The organism is Guyparkeria halophila (assembly GCF_034479635.1).
GTDB lineage: Bacteria > Pseudomonadota > Gammaproteobacteria > Halothiobacillales > Halothiobacillaceae > Guyparkeria > Guyparkeria halophila.
Genome location: NZ_CP140153.1, coordinates 731206 through 743770 on the forward strand (window position 1 = coordinate 731206; position 12565 = coordinate 743770).

12 protein-coding genes are annotated in these 12565 nt (G+C 66.2%); all 12 read left to right on the plus strand.

The genetic code is table 11. The features are described from left to right. Positions 1–78 precede the first annotated feature (78 nt). A complete protein-coding gene (gene flhA / locus SR882_RS03365; protein ID WP_322522380.1) occupies positions 79–2109 on the plus strand; it encodes a flagellar biosynthesis protein FlhA in 2031 nt (676 codons plus the stop codon). Positions 2110–2152: 43 nt separating this feature from the next. Continuing rightward, positions 2153–3682: a flagellar biosynthesis protein FlhF gene (gene flhF / locus SR882_RS03370; RefSeq protein WP_322521942.1), complete on the plus strand. Its 1530-nt coding sequence runs from the start codon at positions 2153–2155 to the stop codon at positions 3680–3682. A 2-nt stretch (positions 3683–3684) separates the two neighbouring features. Next, positions 3685–4572 (plus strand): MinD/ParA family protein, encoded by an 888-nt coding sequence (locus SR882_RS03375; RefSeq protein WP_322521943.1) that lies wholly within the window; start codon positions 3685–3687, stop codon positions 4570–4572. Beyond that, a complete protein-coding gene (locus SR882_RS03380; RefSeq protein ID WP_322521944.1) occupies positions 4569–5291 on the plus strand; it encodes an RNA polymerase sigma factor FliA in 723 nt (240 codons plus the stop codon). The genes SR882_RS03375 and SR882_RS03380 overlap by 4 nt, the downstream gene beginning before the upstream one ends. A gap of 113 nt (positions 5292–5404) precedes the next feature. Continuing rightward, positions 5405–5791 carry a chemotaxis response regulator CheY gene (gene cheY / locus SR882_RS03385; protein WP_125198810.1) on the plus strand — a complete coding sequence of 129 codons (387 nt, stop codon included), beginning with the start codon at positions 5405–5407 and terminating at the stop codon, positions 5789–5791. A gap of 9 nt (positions 5792–5800) precedes the next feature. Continuing rightward, complete coding sequence (locus tag SR882_RS03390) at positions 5801–6571, plus strand: protein phosphatase CheZ (protein WP_322521945.1); 771 nt, start codon at positions 5801–5803, stop codon at positions 6569–6571. Positions 6572–6665: 94 nt separating this feature from the next. Continuing rightward, positions 6666–8777, plus strand: coding sequence for a chemotaxis protein CheA (locus tag SR882_RS03395; RefSeq protein WP_322521946.1), 2112 nt, complete (start codon positions 6666–6668; stop codon positions 8775–8777). Positions 8778–8780: 3 nt separating this feature from the next. Then, positions 8781–9857: a protein-glutamate methylesterase/protein-glutamine glutaminase gene (locus SR882_RS03400; protein ID WP_322521947.1), complete on the plus strand. Its 1077-nt coding sequence runs from the start codon at positions 8781–8783 to the stop codon at positions 9855–9857. Then, positions 9854–10690 carry a ParA family protein gene (locus SR882_RS03405; protein ID WP_322521948.1) on the plus strand — a complete coding sequence of 279 codons (837 nt, stop codon included), beginning with the start codon at positions 9854–9856 and terminating at the stop codon, positions 10688–10690. The genes SR882_RS03400 and SR882_RS03405 overlap by 4 nt, the downstream gene beginning before the upstream one ends. Continuing rightward, positions 10690–11580 carry a chemotaxis protein CheW gene (locus SR882_RS03410; protein WP_322521949.1) on the plus strand — a complete coding sequence of 297 codons (891 nt, stop codon included), beginning with the start codon at positions 10690–10692 and terminating at the stop codon, positions 11578–11580. The genes SR882_RS03405 and SR882_RS03410 overlap by 1 nt, the downstream gene beginning before the upstream one ends. A gap of 28 nt (positions 11581–11608) precedes the next feature. Next, positions 11609–12115 (plus strand): chemotaxis protein CheW, encoded by a 507-nt coding sequence (locus SR882_RS03415; RefSeq protein ID WP_322521950.1) that lies wholly within the window; start codon positions 11609–11611, stop codon positions 12113–12115. Continuing rightward, positions 12112–12546 carry a DUF2802 domain-containing protein gene (locus SR882_RS03420; protein ID WP_322521951.1) on the plus strand — a complete coding sequence of 145 codons (435 nt, stop codon included), beginning with the start codon at positions 12112–12114 and terminating at the stop codon, positions 12544–12546. The genes SR882_RS03415 and SR882_RS03420 overlap by 4 nt, the downstream gene beginning before the upstream one ends. The last annotated feature ends 19 nt before the right edge of the window (positions 12547–12565 follow it).

A 12565-nucleotide genomic window follows, 5' to 3' on the forward strand; every position in this document is an offset into this window, starting at 1 on the left:
AGCCTGAACAACTTCAGTTTCGCCCGCCTCGGCGACAGCCTGCGTCAGTACCGCGGGCAGGGGATCGGGCCGCCGGTGATGATCATCATGCTGCTGGCGATGGTGATCGTGCCGCTGCCGCCGTTGGGTCTGGATGCGCTGTTCACCTTCAATATCACCCTGTCGCTGATCATCCTGATGGTGGTGCTCTACGTGGGCAAACCGCTGGATTTCGCCATTTTCCCGACGGTCATCCTGATCGCGACCCTGTTGCGCCTGGCGCTCAATGTCGCCTCCACCCGGGTGGTGCTGCTCAACGGCCATGAAGGTCCGGGAGCCGCGGGCAGCGTCATCGAGGCCTTCGGCAACTTCGTCATTGGTGGCAACTACGCCGTCGGCTTGGTGGTGTTCATCATCCTGATGGTGATCAACTTCGTGGTGATCACGAAGGGTGCCGGGCGGGTCTCCGAGGTGTCCGCCCGCTTCACGCTCGACTCGTTGCCCGGCAAGCAGATGGCGATCGATGCCGACCTGAATGCCGGCATCCTCAACCAGGAACAGGCAAGGGATCGACGCGAGGAAATCGCGTCCGAGGCCGACTTCTACGGCTCGATGGATGGTGCCTCGAAGTTCGTGCGCGGTGATGCTATCGCCGGCATCCTGATCGTGTTCATTAACGTGATCGGCGGGTTGCTGATCGGCGTCGCCCAGCACGGCATGCCGTTCGGGAGTGCCGCCGAGACCTACGTCCTGCTGACCATCGGCGACGGCCTGGTCGCCACCATCCCCTCGCTGCTGATCTCGACCGCCACCGCGATCATCGTCACGCGGGTCACCGCCTCCAAGGAGGACATGGGCAAGCAGGTCCAGCGGCAGATGTTCTCCGACCCGCGCGTGCTGGGCGTGGCCGCAGGCCTGATGGCCGGCCTCGGCCTGGTGCCCGGGATGCCGAACGCCGCCTTCCTCGGCCTGGCGGTTCTGGCCGGTGGCGGCGCCTGGCTGGTCTCGCGGCGCCAGGCGACCGAGGCCGCCGAGCAGGCCGCCGCCGAGGCCGCGCCGGCTCAGGCCAAGCCCGAGGTCAAGGAATTGACCTGGGACGACGTGCCACCGGTGGACCTGATCGGCCTGGAGGTCGGCTACGGGCTGATCCCGCTGGTCGATCGCAACCAGGGTGGCCAGTTGATGCCGCGCATCAAGGGCGTGCGCAAGAAGCTTTCGCAGGACCTGGGCTTTCTGATCTCGACGGTGCACATCCGTGACAACCTCGACCTCAAGCCCAACGAGTACCGCATCAGCCTCAATGGCGTGCCGATCGGCACCGCCGAGATCTTCCCCGACCGCGACATGGCCATCAATCCGGGCCAGGTCTCCGGTGATATCAAGGGGATCCAGACCACCGATCCGGCCTTCGGCCTGAAGGCCTACTGGATCGATCGCGGCCAGAAGGAAGAGGCCCAGGCGCTCGGCTACACCGTGGTCGACCCGGCCACGGTGGTCGCCACTCACCTGTCCCAGATCCTGGGCGACAACGCCGCCGACCTGTTCGGCTACGAGCAGGCCCAGCAGCTGCTCGACACGCTCAAGCAGAGCAGCCCGAAGCTGGTCGAGGACCTGGTGCCCAAGACCCTGCCGATGACCACCATCGTCGAGGTGCTGGGGCAGTTGCTCGCCGAGCGGATTCCGATCCGCGACATCCGCACGATTGCCGAAACCTTGACGATCCAGGGGCAGCGCACCCAGGACGTCGGGGAATTGACGGAGAGCGTGCGCATGGCCCTGGGTCGGATGATCGTCCAACACATCAACGGCTTGGCGCCGACCGTGCCCGTCATCACGCTCGATCCGCAGTTGGAACAGCTCTTGCTTAATAGTACCCAGCGCGGGAATCAGGCCCCCGGAATCGAGCCCGGCCTGGCCGAGCGGCTGCACAAGTCGCTCAAGGACGCGGCCGAGCGTCAGGAGCAGAGTGGCAAGCCGGCCATTCTCCTGGTGGCTCCCCAGATTCGCAGCTGGCTCTCGCGCATGGTCCGGCACTCGATCCCGACGCTCAGCGTGCTGAGTTATCACGAGATACCGGACAACAAGGAAATACGCGTGGTGGCGAGCGTCGGCAACCAGAACGATGGCTGACGACTCGACCCGACAACCCAACCGTTAAGGGTCTGGTGGATACATGAAAATCAAGCGAATCATCGCCAGTGACATGCGCGAGGCCATGCGCCAGGTACGGCGCGTGTTCGGTGACGAGGCCGTCATCCTCTCCAACAAGCCGGTCTCCGGTGGGGTGGAGGTGATTGCCGCGATGGATTTCGACGAAAAGGCGATCCAGCTGGCGGCCGCCCAGCAGTCGGCCAGCCGGATCGCCGGCGGTTCGGATCGGCGGACCGCCAGTGCCGAGCGCAAGACGGAGCCGCGCAAGACGCCGCCCCCGCCGCAACCTGTTGCCGACGAGCCCGAGCCGGCCGAGGCCGAAGAGGCCGCGCCGAAGACCACCGCCGAGATGCTGGCCGAGCGCAGCCGGCGTGCCGAATCGGTGGAGTCCGCCGCAGCGAGCGAAAACGGGGCGTCGACCGATAGCGGGGAGACCGAAGACGATCGTGCGGCCTTCTCCGAGGCACTGGCCGCCTGGAGCGAGCAGCTGTCCAGCCCATCGACCGACTCCACGGCGGAGGATGTGGCCGAGGAGCCGGCCGCCCGCGCGTCCAATCGAACGCCATCGCACTGGGACTGGCTGGTCGAGGATCAGGGCGCGGCCGAGGGGCGCCTGTCGACGCTGACCGAGGAAGTGGCGCAGTTGCGCGACCTGTTCGAGCGGCAATTGTCGGTCATGGAATGGCACCGTTTCAGCCAGGCTCATCCCGCCGAGGTCTCCACCGTGCAACGCCTGCAGGACATCGGCCTGCCGACGGGGCTGGCGCGCGATCTGGGTCGGGCCGCGGCCCAGGCGGCGCCTGATCGCGCCTTCGTCGAGGCACTCAAGATGCTGGGCGAGCAGCTCGAGCATCGTGCCGATGACCCGGTCGAGGCCGGCGGTACCTACGCCTTCGTCGGCCCGACCGGGGTGGGCAAGACCACCACGCTCGCCAAGCTGGCCGCCCGCGCGGTCCTGCATCGCGGTCGAGACTCGGTGGCGCTGATCAGCACCGACCGCTTTCGCATCGGCGCCCAGGAGCAGTTGCGCAACTACGCGCGTATCCTTAATGTGCCGCTGCATATCGCCCGTGACGAGACACATCTGGCGCAGTTGCTCGAGGCCGTGTCCGACCGGCATCTGGTACTGATCGACACCTCCGGGATGTCGCAGCGCGATTTCCGCATGATGCAGAAACTCGAGGCCCTGATGGGGGCCGGCGAGGCGGTCAAGCTGCTGCTGGTACTGTCGGCCAATGCCCAGTACCCGGCACTCGAGGACGTCAAGAAACGCTTTGCCGGCCTGCCGCTGCACGGCACCGTGTTGACCAAGCTCGACGAGACCGTCCTGCTTGGCGGCGGACTGGCCGCCCTGGTGCGTCCGCTGGCCGGCGCCGACGGCGAGCCGCGTCGCCTGCCGCTGGTTTGCGCGGGCGTCGGTCAGCGCGTCCCGGAAGATCTCTGGTTCCCGAAGGCCGCCGACCTGATCAAGCAGGCCCTGGAAATGGGGCAATCGCAACTCGAACACACCGACCGGGATGATCCGCTGTGGATGCTCAATCAAGCCGGATGACAATGCAGCCCACCATTAGCGGCCACGACCAGGCCGACGGCGCGCGCCATGCCAATGCCAATCGCCCGGTGCGGGTGATTGCCGTGACCAGCGGCAAGGGCGGTGTGGGCAAGACCAACGTGTCGGTGAACCTGTCCGTGGCCCTGGCGCGCGGCGGCGAGCGGGTGGTGCTGATGGATGCCGACCTGGGGCTGGGTAACGTCGACGTGCTGCTTGGTCTACAGTCCCGGGGCAATCTGTCCCACGTGCTGTCCGGCGAGGCCACGCTTGACGAGATCATGCTCGAAGGCCCCGAAGGCATCGGCATCCTGCCGGCAGCCAGCGGGGTGGCCAGCATGGCCGGCCTGACGGCCGCCGAGAACGCCGGGCTGATCTCGGCCTTCTCCGGCATGCGCTGGCCGGTCGACACCCTGGTGGTCGACTCGGCCGCGGGCATCGCCGATTCGGTGGTGCGCTTCGCCGAGGCGGCCAACGAGGTCGTGGTGGTGGTCTGCGACGAGCCGGCCTCGATCACCGACGCCTACGCCGTGATCAAGGTGCTCTCGCGCGAACACGACGTCACGCGGTTCCACGTGGTGGCGAACATGGTGCGTGATGCCGCCGAGGGCCGGCGTCTGTTCGAGAAACTCTCGGTAGCGGCCAAGCGCTTTCTCGATGTGACGCTCACCCACATGGGCTCGGTGCCGTTCGACGATTACCTGCGCCGGGCCGTGCAGCGTCAGAAGACCGTCGTGCAGCTCTACGGCGGCGCGAAGTCGACGCGGGCGTTCACGGCGATGGCGGACAAGGTCAATCAGTGGCCGGTGCCGCGCGGACCGCAGGGGCAGTTGCAGTTTTTCGTCGAGCGACTGGTGAACAACGCCGAGCTGGACCCCGAGAACCTGTTATGAATGCACGCGCCATGTATCAGAACGTTCAGGCCGGATCGACCGAAGCCCTGGTGGCCAAGCACGCGGACCTCGTCAAGCGGGTGGCCTTTCACCTGCTCGGGCGGCTGCCCTCCCATGTGCAGGCCGAGGATCTGATTCAGGCGGGCATGGTCGGGCTGCTCGATGCCGCCCGTCTGTTCGATGGCGACAAGGGGGCCTCGTTTGAGACCTACGCGGGCTTGCGCATACGCGGCGCGATGCTCGACGAGGTGCGTCGCAACGACTGGGCGCCGCGCTCGGTCTATCGGCGCCAGCGGGAAATCGCGCAGACGGTGGCCGCCATCGAGGCCGACACCGGGTGCGAGGCGCGAGACGCCGAGGTCTGCGAGCGCATGGGCATCACCCTCGACGAGTACCATGCCGCCATCAGTGATTCCTCCTCGGTCCATGTGGGCTCGCTGGATCACGGCGGCGAGGCGGAAAACGAGACCTTCGACATTGCCGATCCCAACAGCCAGCAACCCGACGAAGCGCTGGCCGAGGATCATTTCCAGCGCGACCTGGCCGATTGCATCGATGAGTTGCCGGAGCGGGAAAGACTGGTGATGTCCCTGTACTATGTCGAGGAACTCAACCAGAAAGAGATTGGCGCGGTGCTCGGCGTCAGTGAGTCGCGCGTCTGTCAGATTCACAACAAGGCGATCATGCGGCTCAAGACCGCGATGAACGCCTGGAAATAGGGCGCCGGGTGCGGAAAAGGCTCAATCTTTTCCGGTCGGCGCCGATAGACCCTCATACCCACGTTCGAACAAGGCAACCTGCCTGGTACTGACAAACGATCCCAGGGGCGAAAATGGACCGAAACATGAAGATCCTCGTGGTGGATGATTTCTCCACGATGCGCCGGATCATCAAGAACCTCCTCAAGGAGCTTGGCTTCACCAACCTCGAGGAGGCCGATGATGGCCAGACGGCACTGCCACTGCTCAGGCAGGGCAATTTCGATTTCCTCGTGACCGACTGGAACATGCCGGGAATGACCGGCATCGACCTGCTGCGGGCGGTCCGTGCCGATCCGAACCTCGCCAGTCTGCCGGTGCTCATGGTGACCGCCGAGGCCAAGCGGGAACAGATCGTGCTCGCCGCCCAGGAGGGCGTGAACGGCTATATCGTCAAGCCGTTCAACGGGGCCACGCTCAAGGAGAAGATCGACAAGATCTTCGAACGCGTCGAATCATAGGGGCGCGGGATGACTCAAGCAGACGAACAGGATTTCCAGCCGGTGGTCGGCCGCGAAAAGCGATTGGCCGACGCCCGCGCCTTGGTCGAGGCGATCGAGAACGAGGATTCGCCGAGCGAGGCGCAGCTGATCGGTGAGCTCACGGCGGCCTACTCGGGCAACATCTTCGACGAGGTCGGTCGGATGACGCGCGAGGTGCACGACACCCTCAGGAGCTTTGCCGAGGACGAGCGTCTCGGGGCACTGGCCGAAGACGAGATGCCGGACGCGCGTGATCGCCTGCGTTACGTGATAACCCTGACCGAGCAGGCGGCGACACGCACCTTGACGGTCACCGAAGAGGCCACGCCCACGGCCGAGCAGATCGTCGAGCGCTCGCAGCGGCTCAAGGACGAGTTGGCTAAAGTCGCCGCCAGCGAGGCCGATAACGCCCGTCTGAGTGGCGTGGTCGACTCGATGACCCGCTACCTGGATTCGACCACCCGCTGTGGCGAGCAGCTCAAGGGTCAGTTCACCGAGATCATGATGGCCCAGGAGTTTCAGGATCTGTCCGGTCAACTGCTGATGCGAGTGATCGACCTGCTCGAGCAGCTCGAGGAAAAGCTGGTCGGGCTGTTGCAGATCACCGCGCCGGTTCGCAACGCCAAGGGAGGGGACGGCAAGACCGCCCCGGCCGAGCGTGCCGAGGATGGCGTCGGGCCGCAGTTGCCCCACGCGGGCGACAACGTGGTCAAGAATCAGGACGACGTCGACGATCTACTCGCCAGCCTGGGTTTCTGACCCGGTCGGTGGAGGGAAATGCCGGGCCCAGGTGGCCGGGCGGGAACGTGGCACATCCCCGTTGGGGGTGTCACAGAGCGCATGAGAGGCAAGCATGGCATTCGAACCGGACAACGAGCTGTTGCAGGACTTCCTGATTGAGGCCGGTGAGCTGCTCAACGGGCTGGATGAACAGCTGATCGAGCTGGAGCAGTCGCCTGATGACGCGGACCGGCTCAATTCGGTGTTCCGCGCCTTCCACACCATCAAGGGTGGGGCCGGCTTCCTCGAGGTCCATCCGCTGGTGGAGGTCTGTCACCGGGCAGAGGACATCTTCAACCTGCTGCGCAACCAGGAAATCACCATGAACAGCCGGATCATGGACGTGATGCTGCAGGTGATCGACGTGCTCAATGACATGTTCGATTCCCTGCGCGGCGGACAGTACCCGGAAGACGTTTCCAAGGCCTTCCTCAAGGAAATCGAAGCGTTGGCGCATCAGGATGCGGCCGCGCCGCCGGCTGCTTCCGCCCCGAGCGAGCCCGTACCGAGTGACGACACCCCGGCCGCCGAACCGACCGCAGTGGCCGAGGAGGACGATGCCTTCGACCGCATGCTGGCCGACCTGGACGCGGCCGAGTCCGAGGCGCCAGCGGCAAGCGGTGGTGCGGGTGATGACCTGATCAGCGACGACGAGTTCGAGAGCCTGCTCGACGAGCTGCACGGCAAGGGCAAGTTCCAGGCCCCGGCGCCGGAAGCCGATCCGGCTGCCGCCGAAAAGGCGGCAGGTGCCGCGGATTCCGACGAGATCACCGACGAGGAGTTCGAGGCGGTGCTCGATGAGCTTTACGGCAAGGGCAAGGGGCCGACCGTGACCGCACCGCAGGCCGACGAAGAGCCGGCCGAGGCTGCGCCCGAGCCCAAGGCTGAAACCAAGCCCGAACAGCCGCCCGCCAAGCCCGCGGCACCGGCCAAGCCCGCCGCCAAGTCCCAGGACAACCCCAAGGCGGCAGAGGCGCACAAGGCACCGGTGGAAACCACCGTGCGCGTGGACACCGAGCGGCTCGACAGCATCATGAACCTGGTGGGCGAGCTGGTGCTGGTGCGCAATCGCATGAACACCCTCAAGACGACCTTCGAGAACGAAGAGATCTCCTCGGTGATCGCCACGCTCGACATGGTGACCTCCGATCTGCAGGGGGCGGTGATGAAGACCCGAATGCAGCCGGTCAAGAAGGTCTTCGGCCGCTTCCCGCGCGTCGTGCGGGATACCGCGCGCACCTTGGGCAAGGAGGTCAACCTCGAACTCGAGGGCGAGGACACCGATCTCGACAAGAATCTGGTCGAGGCGCTCGCCGATCCCTTGATCCACCTGGTGCGCAATGCCGTCGACCACGGCATTGAGATGCCGGATGCCCGCGAGGCCAATGGCAAGGACCGGGCCGGCACCGTGTTGCTGTCGGCCGCCCAGGAGGGCGACCACATCCGTCTGTCCATCCAGGACGATGGTGCCGGGATGGACGCCGAGGTGCTGCGTCGCAAGGGCGTCGAGAAAGGGATCGTCGATCCCGACACCGCCGAGCGCCTCACCGACCAGGAATGCTTCGAGCTGATCCTGCACCCGGGCTTTTCCACCAAGGATCAGATCTCGGATATCTCCGGCCGCGGCGTGGGCATGGACGTGGTCAAGACCGCGATCACCAAGCTTTCGGGCACCATCAGCATCGACTCGGCGCAAGGCGAGGGTACCCAGATCAACATCAAGGTGCCGCTGACGCTGGCCATCCTGCCGACGCTGATGGTGATCGTCTCCGGGCGCAAGTACGCCATTCCGCTGTCGGTGGTCAACGAGATCTTCGAGATGGCCGACAAGGAAGTGAACGTCGTCGACGGTCAGTCGACCATCACCGTTCGCGATCGTGCCGTGCCGCTGTTCCGCATGACCGATTGGCTGGCCCTGCGTGGCGAGAAGCCAGGCACGCGCTGCGAGACCGACCAGGTGGTCATGGTCCAGCATGGTGCGCAACTGATGGCCCTGGTGGTCGACTCGGTCATCGGTCAGGAGGAAGTGGTGATCAAGCCGCTGGGCGAGCTGCTGCGGGTGGTCGATGGTTTTGCCGGTGCGACCATCACCGGCGACGGGCATATCGCCCTGATCCTCGACCTGCCGGGCATGGTGCGCCGCAACACGGGCCGTGGTCGTCAACGTCTGCGCTCGGTGGCCTGACCGATGCCGATACGCCTTCTGATCGTCGACGACTCGCTGTTCTTCCGTCGCGCGCTGCGAGAGGTCTTCTCCAGCGATCCGCGCCTGGAGGTCGTGGGCGAGGCGTCCAACGGGCGCCAGGCCGTGCTCAAGGCCTGCGAACTCAAGCCCGATATCATCACCATGGACGTCGAGATGCCGATCATGGACGGCATCTCGGCGGTACGGCGCATCACCGAACGCTGTCCGACCCCGATCCTGATGCTCTCGGCACTGACAAAGGCCGGGGCCGAGGCCACGCTGGATGCCATCGATGCCGGCGCGGTCGACTTCTTCCCCAAGAACGGCGATGACCCCGAGGACACGCTGGCCCGCTCCGGGCGGCGTCTGTGTTCCCGGGTACGGATGCTGGCGCTGCGCTCGCAGCGGGAATCGGCGTCCTCTCCCGGCAGCGCCCGCCCGGACGCCTCGCCGGCCACGGCCGAACCGCGCCCGCGCAGCGGGCGGAGCGCGCCCAGCGGTTTTCTCAGTCGACAGGGCCTGGTGGTGATTGGCGCCTCGACCGGGGGGCCGGCGGCGGTGCCGGCGGTACTCGGCAAGTTGCCGCCGGATTTCTCCGTGCCGATCGTGATCGCCCAGCACATGCCCGGCGCCTTTACCGGCCCGTTCGCGCAGCGGCTGAACGACTCCATGCCGATTCGCGTGGTCGAGGCCTCCGACGGCGAAATGCTGCGTCCGGGCACCGCCTACGTCATCCCGGGTGGCCGGCACGGTGAGCTGGCCGGGCGACCCGGTGCCTACAAACTCAATCTGCGCGACCCGGTGGCCGATGAACATTACCGGCCGAGCGTGAGCCTGGCGTTCTCCTCCGCCGCCGGCGTCGCCGGTGACGACCTGTTGGCGGTGGTCCTCACCGGCATGGGGGACGATGGGGCCGACGGGGCTCGAAAGATTACCGCGGCACGCGGTCATGTCTGGGCACAGGATCAGGCGACCAGTGTCATCTACGGGATGCCGGCGGCCGTGGCCAAGGCGAACCTGGCCGAATCGATCCTGCCGCTGGGACAGATCGGCGCGGCCGTCGGAGGGGCGTTGCGATGAAGATCTGGGCAGTTGCCAATCAGAAGGGTGGGGTGGGCAAGACCACCACCAGCGTGAGCCTGGCCGGTCACCTTGCCCGCGAGGGTAAGCGGGTGTTGCTGGTCGACCTTGATCCGCACGGCTCGATGACGGTCTATTTCGGCATGGAACCCGAGGCCCCGGGCGCCAGTGTCTACTCGCTGTTCAAGTCGGCCGCCGAGGGCCAGCCGCTCGACCCGGCGCGCGTGGTCCACCCCACGGCGTTCGACGGCATCAGCCTGATGCCTGCCTCGACGGCCCTGGCGACCCTGGATCGTCAGCTGGGCATGCGCGACGGCATGGGGCTGGTGCTCAAGCGTTCGATCGACCGCATCCGCGACGATTACGATTACGTGCTGATCGATTGCCCGCCCATCCTGGGCGTGACCATGGTCAACGCCCTGGCGCTGGCGGAATTCCTGATCGTGCCGGTGCAAACCGAGTTCCTGGCGCTCAAGGGTCTCGAGCGGATGTTGCGAACCCTGGCGATGGTGCAGCGCTCGCGGCGCCAGCGACTGGAATACGTGATCCTGCCGACCATGTTCGACCGTCGCACCCGCGCCTCGCACGACACGCTGCGTCTGCTGCACGATCGTTACCACGACGATGTCTGGACCGATGTCATTCCGATCGATACCCAGTTCCGCGAAGCGAGTCGCCAGGGCAAGCCCTTGCCGATGATTCAACCCGACGCCCGCGGCAGCGAGGCGTACAAACAGTTTCTTCACTGGCTGGAAGCCCATGTCGGCGGGCAGGCGATGGCCCCGGCTGCCGAACTGGGCGCCAGCGGTGCCCGTCTGCAGGAGTCCCGCTGATGGCCGCCGAGAAACAGCACGACAGCCGGCAACCGATCGTCGACCAGGACGCCGCGATCACCGCCTACCTCGATGGGCTGTTGCGCGATCCGGATGCCGACGAGGCGACGGAGGGCAGCGCGCCGCGCAAGTCGCCGGGTCTCAAGGTGATCAATGTGCCGGATTCGCCGGCCGCCAGCGCACCGCCGGTCGAGGAAAGCCCGGCGGCGGCGGGTGACGACGTCCCGTCGGGGTCGGCCGCGACTGATGCAGTCCCTCATGCTCCCGACATCGACTCGTCGACGTCGTCGACCGAGCCCGAGGAGATGGGCGAGGTCGCAGACGGGGTCGGTGTCCCGGAGCCGGTCGCAGCCGAGATGCCCGTTGAACAGGCGCCGGTGGCGGTTGCCGAGACGGTCGACCCGACCGAGGCCTCGCCCGAAGCGGACCCTACGCCAGCCGAGGCCAGTGACTCGAGTCAGGCGGCGGAGGATGCCTGCTGGGGCTGGTTGCGTATCGGCGGAATGACCATGGCGATTCCCGCCGATGCGATCGACTCGCGACACCCCGAGCCGGCGCTTGAGCCAGTGCCCGGTGCGCCGTCACAGGTGGCCGGCTCCCTGTCCCTCGAGGGGCGTCCGCGCCTGATCCTGTCGCTGGCCGCGGTCACGGGCCTGCGGGAGCGTGCCGATGCCGAGACGGAGGTATTCCTGTTGGGCAAGGGGGGCTTGTGGGGGGTGGCCGGCGAGCGTGTCGAGCAGCCGCCCGAACTGAATGACGAGTCCGTGGAGTGGCGCAATGAGACCCAGCGGGCGGCGCGTCGTCAGTGGCTTGCGGGAACGGCCTCGGCGGCGGGCGTGGCCGTACTTGACGTGGCTGGCCTGCGGGCGGCCCTGAAGGCGTCCCGGTAGTCGTGGCGGCGATCCAAGAGGTGAACAGATGATGAATCAAGCGATGGAAAAGACCCGGACTCCGGAAGAGTACGACGAGGAGCTCGAGGCGCAGGACCAGGGGCCGTTGTCGCGCTGGGTCAATTTCACGGTCGACGAGGAGACCTATGCCCTGAACGTGCTTGACGTTCAGGAGGTCCTGCGGGATGCCGAAATCACACCGATCCCGGGTGCGCCGGATGCCATCATGGGCATCATCAATCTGCGCGGCAACGTGGTCACCGTGGTGGATGCGCGTACCTTCTTCGGTCTGGAGGAGAAGCCCTGGGACGAGAACAGCCGCATCATGGTCATCGAGGTAGCCTCGGGCGAGATCGTCGGTCTGGTGGTCGATAGCGTGGCCGAGGTGATCGCGCTGCCCCAGACGGTGGTCGATCAGGCCATGATGGCGGTGGCCGACGATCGTGCCCGTCACATCCTCGGCATCGTGCCCCAGGATGAGAAATTGATTATCCTTGTCGACATGAAGAGCCTCTCCGACATCTCCGCGACATGATCGTCCCGCCGCTCTGGCTTGCTGCCGCCGCGTTGATCCTGGGGCTGCTCGTCCTGCTGGTCACGTTGTCGCTGTATCGGGGGCTCAAGCGGGCCCAACTCACGCGCGAACGGTGGTTCCAGACCCAGATGGAGCGTCTCGAGCGCGAGCATCGCGGCCTGGAATCGGCGCTGGCCGGTTTCGGTCGACATATCGACCAGATCGACGAGCGCGTCGCCACGCTGGGTGAACGCATCACCCAACTCAACGCGCGGATCGATGCCGTTGCCTCGGACGACGACGAGCCCGGCTTCGGACACGCGTTGCGCTTGGCCTCGCAGGGTCGGGTGAGTGTCGATGAGCTGATCGAGGACTTCGGCCTCTCGGAAAGCGAGGCGCGCCTGCTGATGCGGGTCAACCGCCCCGAGGAGGATCGGCGCTTCTCGCCCTGAGGCGGGGTGGCTGCCCGAT

Excerpts from the sequence above, each read along its gene's own strand:
- SR882_RS03410 (WP_322521949.1), top strand. The coding sequence starts at position 10,690 with ATGGCCGCCGAGAAACAGCACGACAGCCGGCAACCGATCGTCGACCAG.
- flhF (WP_322521942.1), top strand. The coding sequence starts at position 2,153 with ATGAAAATCAAGCGAATCATCGCCAGTGACATGCGCGAGGCCATGCGC.
- SR882_RS03395 (WP_322521946.1), top strand. The coding sequence starts at position 6,666 with ATGGCATTCGAACCGGACAACGAGCTGTTGCAGGACTTCCTGATTGAG.
- cheY (WP_125198810.1), top strand. The coding sequence starts at position 5,405 with ATGGACCGAAACATGAAGATCCTCGTGGTGGATGATTTCTCCACGATG.
- SR882_RS03400 (WP_322521947.1), top strand. The coding sequence starts at position 8,781 with ATGCCGATACGCCTTCTGATCGTCGACGACTCGCTGTTCTTCCGTCGC.
- SR882_RS03390 (WP_322521945.1), top strand. The coding sequence starts at position 5,801 with ATGACTCAAGCAGACGAACAGGATTTCCAGCCGGTGGTCGGCCGCGAA.
- SR882_RS03420 (WP_322521951.1), top strand. The coding sequence starts at position 12,112 with ATGATCGTCCCGCCGCTCTGGCTTGCTGCCGCCGCGTTGATCCTGGGG.
- SR882_RS03415 (WP_322521950.1), top strand. The coding sequence starts at position 11,609 with ATGATGAATCAAGCGATGGAAAAGACCCGGACTCCGGAAGAGTACGAC.
- SR882_RS03405 (WP_322521948.1), top strand. The coding sequence starts at position 9,854 with ATGAAGATCTGGGCAGTTGCCAATCAGAAGGGTGGGGTGGGCAAGACC.
- SR882_RS03375 (WP_322521943.1), top strand. The coding sequence starts at position 3,685 with ATGCAGCCCACCATTAGCGGCCACGACCAGGCCGACGGCGCGCGCCAT.
- SR882_RS03380 (WP_322521944.1), top strand. The coding sequence starts at position 4,569 with ATGAATGCACGCGCCATGTATCAGAACGTTCAGGCCGGATCGACCGAA.
- flhA (WP_322522380.1), top strand. The coding sequence starts at position 79 with ATGATCATCATGCTGCTGGCGATGGTGATCGTGCCGCTGCCGCCGTTG.